We start from the raw sequence: 10760 nt of genomic DNA on the forward strand, positions 1-10760 counted from the left end.
CGCCAGCAGTTCGGCGTCGACGCCGATCAGCAGGGTGGTGACGGACAGTTCCGCACCCAGCGCGTGAACCTCTTGCAGATAGTGTTCGAACAGCACGGTGGCCTGGCGCAGCAGCGCGCGTTCGAGCGTGCTGGCGTCCACGTTGGGGTTGCCGTCGCGGTCGCCGCCGATCCAGCTGCCCATGCGCAGGAACGGCTCCAGCGGCGCCGGCGGCGCGGCGAACGGCTTGGCGGATTCGCGGCTCAGCAGCTTGGACAGGTCGCCGTACACCCGCGGGATGACTTGCAGGAAGGTGCTGCGGTAGTACGACAGCGCGTTCTCGATTTCGTCGGCCACCGTCAAGCGCGTGTAGCGCAGCATGCGGGTTTGCCACAGCGTGGCCACGCGGCCCAGCAGCGATGCGTCCAGGTCGGCCAGCTCGTCCGGGGTGAGCGTGCCCTCGCGCTGGATCAGCGCCGCGGCGATCTCGCGGTGCACGTCCAGCGTGCTCTTGCGCTGCACTTCGGTGGGGTGCGCGGTCAGCACCGGCATCACGCAGGCCTCGGCCAGCAGGCGGCGGATGCGCGCCACGCCCACGCCCTGGCGGCCCAGGGTCTGCACGGCTTCGCGCAGGCTGCCGCGTTCCGGCGCGTCGCTGGCGATGGCGCGGGCGCGCTGACGGCGGTTCTGGTCGCGGTCTTCGGCGATATTGGAAAGGTGCAGGAAGTAGCTGAAGGCGCGCGCCACCGAGTTGGGGTCGCTGCCTTGCAGGCGCTTGACGCGTTGCTCCAGCAGTTTGCCGTCGGCGTCGTTGCCTTCGCGGCGGAATTTCACGGCCGTGCGGCGCAGGGTTTCGATGGTGTCGAAGACGCGTTTGCCCTCACATTCCTCGATGACGGTGCCCAGTAATCGGCCTAACAGCCGGATATCGTGACGCAAGGGTTCTGCTGAATCGGACTGCGGGCGCATGGCATTCATCTGGCGGGGATCCGTCGAGGCTGCTGAGAAAGGGGAGAGGGTAGGAAAGAAGAGGCGTTGCAGGTAAACCGGGAAAAAGAATCAGGAAGATTTTACGCAGACTTTTTACGGCCGCCGCCGGGGGCGCTTTAAAGTCCGCCAGCAGCATGTTTACACTAAAGGCTGGCTGCTCCCTGTCCGTACAGGCCTGCCGTCCCTTCGTCTTTCCAGAAGCCCCCTTTTATGCAAAATCATCAACGTCGCGCGCTCGTGCTGTTTTCGGGCGGGCAGGATTCCACCACCTGCCTGGCTTGGGCGCTGGAGCGCTATGCCCATGTGGAAACCGTGGCGTTCGATTATGGCCAGCGCCACCACATCGAATTGAGCGCGCGCCTGAACGTGCTGCGCGACATCCGCAACAACTTCCCCGACTGGGCGCCGCGCCTGGGCGAGGACCATCTGCTGGACCTGAAGGTGCTGGGCCAGGTGGGCGACACCGCCATGACCAGCGACCGCGCGATCGAGATGCAGGCCAACGGCCTGCCCAACACCTTCGTGCCTGGCCGCAACCTGCTATTCCTGACCTTGGCCGCCGCGCTGGGTTATCGCCGCCAGCTGGACGTGTTGGTGGGCGGCATGTGCGAAACCGATTTCTCCGGCTATCCCGACTGCCGCGACGACACCATCAAGGCGCAGCAGGTGGCGCTGGGCTTGGGCCTGGGCTCGCGGGTCACGATCGAGACGCCGCTGATGTGGATCGACAAGTCCGAAACCTGGGCGCTGGCGTATCAGCTCGGTGGCGACGCGCTGGTGGAAACCATCGTCGAGGAAAGCCATACCTGCTACCTGGGCGAACGCGGCGCGCGCCATGGCTGGGGCTATGGCTGCGGTGAATGTCCCGCCTGCAAGCTCAGGAAGATCGGCTGGGAAAAATGGGTGGTGGCGTCCGCCGCCGAAGGTTAGGACGCGGTGGCTCCAGCATCCGCGCGGCCTGGCGCGGCGGATACCGGGAGCGGATTGCGCATCAGGCGAATGCCGCGCGCGTCCTTTGTATGAACTTCCACCGCAACGCGAACGCCGCCGCGCAGATCGCTGCGGCCAGAACCAACGACAGCGCCATCGCGCCGCGCGCGCCGTGGCTGGCCACGATGTAGGCATAGGCCACCGGCGAGGCAGCGGTGAGCAGGAAGCTGGGGATCAGCAGCGAGCCGACCAGCGTGCCATAGCTGCGGAAGTCGAACAGCGCCAGCGGCAAGGTGCCTCGGGTGATGGTCAAGAGGCCGTTGCAGGCGCCGTAAAGCAGCGCATAGGCAGCGGTGGCGTAGAGGTTGCCGCCGGACAGCAGCGCCAGCAGAAAGCAGAGCGGCAGAACCGCGCACACCGCCAGCGTCAGCGTCAGCGGATGCAGGCGCGAGCCCAGCGCCACATCGGCCAGGCGCGCCGCGAACTGGCCGACGCCCCACAGGGCTGCGACGCTGACCGCGGCCGCCGCGGCCAGGCCCAGCCCCGATAACAGCGAGATCAGATGGGCCGCATTGCCCGCCGCCAGGAAGTTGGTCAGCATCGCGATCAACGCGTACAGCGCGCCCGCCAGGCGGCGCTCGGCGGCGTTGCGGGTCAGGCCGGCAGAGGCTTTGTCCTTGCCACTTGCTGCGGCGGTGTAGCGTTCGCGCGGCAGCGCCAGGTACAGCGGCACCGTGGCCAACGCCAGGCCGGCGTAGGCCAGCACCGCGCCGCGCCAGCCCAGCCATTCCGACAACGCGTGTCCCACCGGCCACATCACCGTGGACGCCAGTCCGCCGAACAGCGTGATCTGCGACATGGGCCGGCGCGCCGAGGGGCCGGCTGCGCGCGCCAGCGACGCGAAAGCCGCGTCGTACAGGCACAGCCGCATGCCCACGCCCAGCACGGCCCAGGCCAGGAAGTACCAGGGAATGGAGTGCGCCATCGACAGGCCCGCGCAGCCCAGCGCGCCCAGCACCGCGCCCACGGGCATGACGCGGTGTCCGCCCCAGCGGTCCACGGCCACGCCGGCCAACGGCGACACCATGGCCATCACCACGATGGCCGCTGAAAAACCGCCGTAGACCGTGGCGGCGTTCCAGCCCAGATCGGCGGCCATGGCCGGCCCCAGGGCGCCGATCAGGTAATACATCACGCCCCAGCCGACCAGTTGCGTCAGCCCCAGGCAGACGATGGCGCGCGGCGCGATCACGGCCGTTGCGGCGGCGTGGCGTCGCCCTCGCCCAGCGTGCGCTGCATCAGCACCGTGTCGCGCCATTCGCCGTGCTTGCGTCCCACCGACCGCAGCGTGCCGGCGGGATGGAAGCCCTGGCTGGCGTGCAGCGCCAGGGACGCGGCGTTGCGGCTGTCGCCCACCACGGCCAGCATCTGGCGCCAGCCGGCGGCGGTGCAGCGCTCGATCAGCGCGGCCAACAGCTTGCCGCCGATGCCCAGGCCGGAACGGCCCGCCTTCACGTACACCGAATCCTCCACCGTGTGCCGGTAGGCCGGGCGCGGGCGGTAAGGGGTGACGTAGGCGTAGCCCACCACCTCGCCGCTGATCTCGGCGACCAGATACGGCATTTCCTTTTCCAGCACGGCGGCGCGGCGCTGGCGCATTTCCGGGATCGACGGCGGGTCCAGCTCGAACGAGGCGGTGCCATGCTGCACGTGGTGGGCGTAGATGGCCTTGATGGCGGGGAGATCGGCTTCCGCGCTGTCGCGGATGAGGACGGTGGGGACGGGGGACGACATGAGCAGGCCGTGGCAATGGAAGTGGAGAAACAAGCCGCCAGTGTCGCGCAAGCTTATTTATTAATAAAGCTTTGGTTTATTATGATTTGCATAAGTAAAACTTTGGATAACAGCGATGCGCGGCCTCAACCTGGACCACTTGCGCACTTTCGCGCAGGTGATCGAACTGGGCAGTTTTTCCGCTGCGGCGGAACGAGGCGGCGTGACGCAGCCCGCCGTCAGCCTGCAGATCCGCCAACTGGAACGGCGCTTCGGCCTGAAACTGGTGGAACGCGTCGGCCGCCGCGCCGGCCCCACCGCGGCGGGGTTGGAGTTGCTGGAGCACGTGCGCGTCATCGACGCCGCGCTGGCGCAGGCCGAACTCGCCATGACCGCGCACGCATCCCAAGTGTCGGGCCGCGTCCGGCTGGGTACGGGCGCTACCGCCTGCACCTATCTGCTGCCGCCGATCCTGGCCGACCTGCGGCGGCGCTTTCCGGCCTTGGACATCGTGGCCAGCACCGGCAACACGGCCGACATGCTGCGCGGGCTGGAGAACAACACCTTGGACATCGGCCTGGTCACCTTGCCCGCGCCGGGCCGCATGTTCCAGGTCACGCCGGTGCTGGAGGACGAGTTCGTGGCGATCTTTCCCGCCCGCGATCCGGCCGCCATTCCCGCCGCCGCCACGCCGCAGGCGCTGGCGCAGTTGCCGCTGGTGCTGTTCGAACCTGGCGCGCGCACCCGCCGCCTGGTGGACGACTGGTTCGAGGACGCCGGGCTGGCCGCCAAGCCCGTGATGGAGCTGGGCAGCACCGAGGCCATGAAGGAGATCGTCGCCGCCGGCCTGGGCTGCGCCATTCTGCCCAGGTTGGCGGTGTCGGGCGCGGGCCGGCGCCAGGCGCTGGAAGTCCGGTCGCTTGCGCCGCGCCTGTCGCGCAGCCTGGCCATCGTGTTGCGGCGGGACAAGCCCCTCAGCCGGGGCCTGCGGCACCTGCAGGAGTCGCTGCTGGCGTTGCGCGGGTGAACGCTCAGGCCTGGACTCGTCCGCCACGGGCGGGCGGCAGGCGTGGACGGGCCGGCGCGGCGTATGGGTACACTGGTGTGGACCATTCCACGCTATTTGAATAACAATCATCGCAAAATGGACAAACCCGCCTCCCCGTCCCGCGGCCGCGCGCCTTACAAGCCCGCAGACCTGGACCTGTTCCCCTATGAGTCCTCGCGCCGCCCCGTGGCCGGGTTGGCCGTGGATTACGAAGACGGCCACCGCGTCCGCCGGCACCGGCACCGCCGCGCCCAGCTGCTGTATGCGATCTCAGGCGTGATGGTGGTGGACACCGACGCTGGCATCTGGGTGGTGCCGCCCACGCGTGGCGTCTGGGTGCCGGCCTGGGTCTCGCATGGCCTGCGCATGAGCGGCGAGCCGCGCATGCGCACGGTCTTCGTGGAGCCGGGCGCGGCTGCCCATCTGCCGGCGGAATGCTGCGTGCTGTCGATTTCCCCCTTGTTGCGCGAACTGATGGTCGCGGCGGCCGAGGTGCCGCTGGACTGGGCGCCCAACACGCGCGACGGCCGGCTGATGATGTTGCTGCTGGACGAACTGCGGCAGGAGCCGGTGCTGCCGTTGCACCTGCCGCAGCCGTCCGAGCCGCGCCTGGCGCGTATCTGTCGCGCCATCGTGCGGCATCCGGAGCGCCAGGACGGCGCCGCTGACTGGGCGCGCGCGCTGGGGGTGGACCCGAAGACGGTGCATCGCCTGTTCCTGCGCCACACCGGCATGACCTTCGGCCGCTGGCGCCAGCAGGCGCGGCTGCTGGCGGCGATGGAGCGGCTGGCGCGCGGTGAGCGCGTGCTGGAGGTGGCGCTGGACCTGGGTTACGAAAGCCCCAGCGCCTTCGCGGCCATGTTCCGCAAGGCGGTGGGCGAGCCGCCCAGCGCATTTGCGGCGCGCGGCGTGGCGTCCGCCTGATGGCCGCCGTGGCGTCCCGCGGGCGGCCGGCGGACGGATGGGGCCGGAACCAGCGTATTATTTAACGTTTTGCCGCCTACGCTAACAGCTACAGCCAGAGACAAACCATGCCGCACTACCGCTCCCGCACCTCGACCCACGGCCGCAACATGGCCGGCGCCCGCGCCTTGTGGCGCGCCACAGGCATGAAGGACGACGACTTCGGCAAGCCGATCATCGCGGTAGTGAACTCGTTCACGCAGTTCGTGCCGGGCCACGTGCACCTGCGCGACCTGGGCGCGCTGGTCGCCAAGGAAATCGAAGCCGCTGGCGGCGTCGCCAAGGAATTCAACACCATCGCCGTGGACGACGGCATCGCCATGGGCCACGGCGGCATGCTGTATTCGCTGCCCTCGCGCGAACTGATCGCCGACTCGGTTGAATACATGGTCAACGCGCATTGCGCCGACGCCATGGTCTGCATTTCGAACTGCGACAAGATCACTCCGGGGATGCTGATGGCCGCCATGCGCCTGAACATCCCGGTCGTGTTCGTGTCGGGCGGCCCGATGGAAGCGGGCAAGGTCAAGTCGCCCACCGACGGCAAGGTCATCGCCAAGATCGACCTGATCGACGCCATGATCAAGGCCGCCGATCCCAAGGTGTCGGATGCCGAAGTGGCCGAAGTCGAACGCAGCGCCTGCCCGACCTGCGGCTCCTGTTCCGGCATGTTCACCGCCAATTCGATGAACTGTCTGACCGAAGCCATCGGCCTGGCCTTGCCGGGCAACGGCACCATCGTCGCCACGCACGCCTGGCGCAAGGGGCTGTTCGAGCAGGCCGGCCGCCTGGTGGTGGATCTGTGCCGCCGCTATTACCAGGAAGAAGACGAGTCGGTCCTGCCGCGCAACATCGCCACCAAGAGCGCGTTCCAGAACGCGATGGCGTTGGACGTGGCCATGGGCGGTTCGACCAATACCGTGCTGCATCTGCTGGCTGCGGCGCAGGAAGCCGGGGTGGATTTCACCATGGCCGACATCGACCGCATTTCGCGCAAGGTGCCGTGTCTGTGCAAGGCGGCGCCGGCCACCGACAAGTACCACATCGAAGACGTGCACCGCGCTGGCGGCATCCTGGGCATCCTGGGTGAATTGGCGCGCGCGGACCTGTTGGACCTGTCCTGCGGCAACGTGCACAGCGGCACGCTGGGCAATGCGATCAAGCAATGGGACGTGGCCGGCGGCGCTGGCGAGGAAGCGCAGAAGTTCTACCGCGCGGCGCCGGGCGGCATCCCGACCACGGTGGCCTTCAGCCAGGACGCAACCTTCCTGACCTTGGACACCGACCGCAAGACGGGCTGCATCCGCAGCAAGGAAGACGCTTATTCCAAGGACGGCGGCCTGGCCGTGCTGTACGGCAACCTGGCTGAAAAGGGCTGCATCGTGAAGACGGCCGGCGTGGACGAGTCGCAATGGGTCTTCACTGGCCGCGCGCGCGTTTTTGAAAGCCAGGACGACGCCGTGGAAGGCATTCTGGGCGACAAGATCGTCGCGGGCGACGTGGTGGTGATCCGCTACGAAGGCCCGAAGGGCGGTCCGGGCATGCAGGAAATGCTGTATCCGACGTCGTACCTGAAGTCCAAGGGTCTGGGCAAGACTTGCGCGCTGTTTACCGATGGCCGCTTTTCGGGCGGTTCGTCGGGCCTGGTGATCGGCCACGCTTCGCCGGAAGCGGCGGAAGGCGGCACGATCGGCCTGGTGGAAGAGGGCGATGTGATCGAGATCGATATCCCGAATCGCAAGATGCATCTGGCCGTTTCCGACGAGGAACTGGCGCGCCGGCGCGCGGCGATGGATGCTCGTGCTGATGGCTGGGAGCCGGTCGGTCGCGAACGTGTCGTGTCGCAGGCGCTGCAGGCTTATGCGGCCTTGGCGACGTCGGCGGATCGCGGGGCGGTGCGGGATTTGTCGCAGCTTAAGCAGAAGGGCAAGCGCTGATTTTGCTTGCTGAGGGGTGAGAAGGGCGGCGCTTTTATGCGCCGCTTTTTTTGTGTCTGATGAGTGCTGGTGCTGGTGCTGGTGCTCGTGGCCGGTGCTGGGGCCGTGGTGCTTCGTAGGCCGCCCGTCGGCGCGGGCGCCTGGGTGGCGAGCGCCCACGATTGCGGTCCGGAGCGTTCGCTCCGGACTGCCCCGTCGTCATCGTCGTCACCGCCTGCGGCGGTTCCTTTCGATTCCCTCGGGCGCATCGAGGTTGCTCGCCACCCAGGCGCCCGCGCCGACGGGCTACGTGCTTCTTGGTTTGATGCGCTGCTGGATCTGTGTTCAGGGGGGAGTCTTGGGTTGCCCGTCATTTTCGGCCGCGCGGGCGGCCGGAAATGACATACGTGATTTCTTGGATTGCGATTGTGTTCGCTTGCGCTTGCGCATGCGGTGAGCGGGTTACGGCTGGCTTTCTGGGGATCTGTTCCATGCGCTGGCCTGGCTCTGGGACAACGGCTGCGAGGCCGGGATTCCGTCCCCAAAGTCTTTAGCTCGTCCCCATTTTAAATTCACAGACTATCTAGATACTTTCCCCATTTGCACCTCGGCATCTTCAGGTATATATTTCAAGCCTAAACTATCCAGGTTTAAATATCTGCGGCCCCAGCTCCAGGAATTCAGAGCGGTAGTCGCTTACCACGGAGCGTTACGGCAATGAAAATAGTCTGCATCGGCGGCGGCCCCGCCGGCCTGTATTTCGGTCTGCTCATGAAGCTGCAGGACCCCGCCAACGAAGTCACCGTGATCGAGCGCAACCGCCCTTACGACACCTTCGGCTGGGGCGTGGTGTTTTCGGACGCCACCATGCAGAACCTGCGCGAGGCCGATCCGGTTTCCGCCCAGACTATCGGCGACGCCTTCAACCACTGGGACGACATCGACATCAACTTCAAGGGCCGCAGCATCCGCAGCGGCGGCCATGGCTTCATCGGCATTGGCCGCAAGAAGCTGCTGAACATCCTGCAGGCGCGTTGCGAAGATGTGGGCGTGAAGCTGGTGTTCGAGAACTTCGTGCAGGACGATCAGGCCATCGCCCGCGAATACGACGCCGACCTGGTGATTGCCTCGGACGGCATCAACAGCCAGGTCCGCACCCGCTACGCGGACACCTTCCATCCGGACATTGACCAGCGCCGCTGCCGTTTCGTGTGGCTGGGCACCAAGAAGGTGTTCGACGCCTTCACCTTCGCCTTCGTGCAGACCGAACACGGCTGGTTCCAGGCGCACGCCTACCGCTACGAAGACGGCATGTCCACCTTCATCGTGGAAACGCCCGAGGAAACCTGGCAGGCCGCCGGCATCGAACAGATGAGCCAGGAAGAGGGTATTGCCTACTGCGAAAAGCTGTTCGCGCCCTGGCTGGACGGCAATGCGCTGATCAGCAATGCCACGCACCTGCGCGGCTCGGCCATCTGGATCCGTTTCCCGCGCGTTATCTGCAATACCTGGGTGCACTGGAACACGCTGGACACTGCCCGCGGCGAGCGTCGCGTGCCCGTGGTGCTGATGGGCGACGCCGCCCACACCGCCCACTTCTCGATCGGCTCGGGCACCAAGCTGGCGCTGGAGGATTCGATCGAGCTGGCGCGCTGCCTGAGCGGCGCCGAGGGCAGCGTGGAAGCGGGCCTGAAGCACTACGAGGACGTGCGCAGCGTCGAAGTGCTGAAGATCCAGAACGCCGCCCGCAACTCCACCGAATGGTTCGAGAACGTGGAGCGTTATGCCGAGCTGGAGCCCGAGCAGTTCGCCTATTCCCTGCTGACCCGCTCGCAGCGGATTTCGCACGAGAATCTGCGGCTGCGCGATCCGGCCTGGCTGGAAGGCTTTGAGCGCTGGATCGCGGAACGCGCCGGCGCCGCTGCGGCGCCGGGCCAGCGGCCCGCGATTCCCATGCTGACGCCTTACCAGGCTCGCGGTGTGCGGCTGAAGAACCGCATCATGGTGTCGCCGATGGCTATGTATTCCTGCACCGACGGCGTGCCGGGCGACTTCCATCTGGTGCATCTGGGCGCGCGCGCCATGGGCGGCGCCGGCCTGGTCATGGTCGAGATGACCTGCGTGTCGCCGGACGGCCGCATCACTCCGGGTTGCCCGGGGCTGTGGAATGACGAACAGCGCGAGGCGTTTGCCCGCATCGTCGGCTTCGTGCATGGCAACAGCGATGCCCGCATCGGCCTGCAACTGGGCCACGCCGGCCGCAAGGGCTCCACCCAGCTGGGCTGGCAGAAGATCGACCATCCGTTGGCCGAGGGCAATTGGCCGCTGATGTCGGCGTCGGCCCTGCCGTACATCGAAGGCGTGTCGCAAACGCCGCAAGCCATGACGCGCGCCGACATGGACGACGTGCGCGACAACTTCGTCGCCGCGGCCCGCCGCGCCGAGCAGGCCGGCTTTGACTGGCTGGAGCTGCACTGCGCCCACGGCTACCTGCTGTCCAGCTTCATTTCGCCGCTGACCAACCAGCGTACCGACGAATACGGCGGCAGCCTGGAGAACCGCCTGCGCTTCCCGCTGGAAGTGTTCCATGCGGTGCGCGCCGTCTGGCCCGAGACCAAGCCCATGTCGGTGCGGATTTCGGCCAGCGACTGGGTCGAAGGCGGCATCACGGCCGATGACGCGGTGGCGATCGCGCGCCACTTCAAGGACGCCGGCGCCGACATGATCGATTGCTCGTCCGGCCAGGTCAGCAAGGAAGAAAAGCCGGTCTACGGCCGCATGTTCCAGACCCCGTTCGCCGACCGCGTGCGCAACGAGGCCGGCATCCCGACCATCGCGGTGGGCGCCATCTTCGAGGCCGACCACGCCAACGGCATCATCGCCTCGGGCCGCGCCGACCTCTGCGCCCTTGCACGTCCCCATTTGGCTGACGCCTCCTGGACGCTACGCGAAGCGGCGCGGGTGGGCTACCGTGATGTTTCGTGGCCGAACCAGTACTTCGCCGGCAAGCGCCAACTGGAAACCAACTTCGAACGCGCCGCCGCCATGGCGCTACTGGACATCAAATGAACGCAACTCCGCTCCCGCTGGCAGGACGCCACGCCCTGGTGACGGGCGGCGCCCGCGGCATCGGGCTGGCCTGCGCCCGGGCGCTCTTGCAG

General features: G+C 67.2%; 8 protein-coding genes and 1 pseudogene. 6 read left to right on the forward strand and 3 right to left on the reverse strand.

Features of this window, described 5'->3' with window-relative positions:
- On the reverse strand, window positions 1-957 hold a 957-nt coding region (locus WBB14_RS24965; protein ID WP_424242145.1), incomplete at its 3' end, for a phosphoenolpyruvate carboxylase.
- 222 nt (window positions 958-1179) lie between these two features.
- On the opposite strand from WBB14_RS24965, the gene queC reads away from it, so the two are divergent.
- Window positions 1180-1899: a 7-cyano-7-deazaguanine synthase QueC gene (gene queC, locus WBB14_RS24970; RefSeq protein WP_424242146.1), complete on the forward strand. Its 720-nt coding sequence runs from the start codon at window positions 1180-1182 to the stop codon at window positions 1897-1899.
- A 61-nt stretch (window positions 1900-1960) separates the two neighbouring features.
- Here the strand turns inward: queC and WBB14_RS24975 are convergent, their stop codons facing one another.
- Both WBB14_RS24975 and WBB14_RS24980 read right to left on the reverse strand, forming a co-directional pair.
- Window positions 1961-3151, reverse strand: a complete 1191-nt coding sequence (locus WBB14_RS24975) for an MFS transporter (protein ID WP_424242147.1) — start codon at window positions 3149-3151, stop codon at window positions 1961-1963.
- A complete protein-coding gene (locus tag WBB14_RS24980; protein ID WP_424242148.1) occupies window positions 3148-3693 on the reverse strand; it encodes an N-acetyltransferase family protein in 546 nt (181 codons plus the stop codon). The genes WBB14_RS24975 and WBB14_RS24980 overlap by 4 nt, the downstream gene beginning before the upstream one ends.
- 115 nt (window positions 3694-3808) lie before the next feature.
- Here WBB14_RS24980 and WBB14_RS24985 point away from each other — a divergent pair, with 115 nt between their 5' ends.
- From WBB14_RS24985 to WBB14_RS25005, 5 genes and pseudogenes are all read left to right on the forward strand, one after another.
- Complete coding sequence (locus WBB14_RS24985) at window positions 3809-4699, forward strand: LysR family transcriptional regulator (RefSeq protein WP_424242149.1); 891 nt, start codon at window positions 3809-3811, stop codon at window positions 4697-4699.
- Between the two features lie 117 nt (window positions 4700-4816).
- The gene (locus WBB14_RS24990) at window positions 4817-5644 is read left to right on the forward strand and encodes an AraC family transcriptional regulator (protein ID WP_424242150.1); all 828 of its coding nucleotides are present in this window, start codon (window positions 4817-4819) and stop codon (window positions 5642-5644) included.
- A gap of 107 nt (window positions 5645-5751) precedes the next feature.
- Window positions 5752-7620, forward strand: a complete 1869-nt coding sequence (gene ilvD, locus WBB14_RS24995; RefSeq protein WP_424242151.1) for a dihydroxy-acid dehydratase — start codon at window positions 5752-5754, stop codon at window positions 7618-7620.
- A 696-nt stretch (window positions 7621-8316) separates the two neighbouring features.
- Window positions 8317-10668, forward strand: a complete 2352-nt coding sequence (locus tag WBB14_RS25000; RefSeq protein ID WP_424242152.1) for a bifunctional salicylyl-CoA 5-hydroxylase/oxidoreductase — start codon at window positions 8317-8319, stop codon at window positions 10666-10668.
- A pseudogene (locus WBB14_RS25005) lies at window positions 10665-10760 on the forward strand (3-hydroxyacyl-CoA dehydrogenase); the annotation flags it as partial. The gene WBB14_RS25000 and the pseudogene WBB14_RS25005, both read left to right, overlap by 4 nt.

The sequence above is a fragment of the Achromobacter sp. genome, from assembly GCF_049647645.1.
Lineage (GTDB): Bacteria > Pseudomonadota > Gammaproteobacteria > Burkholderiales > Burkholderiaceae_B > Achromobacter.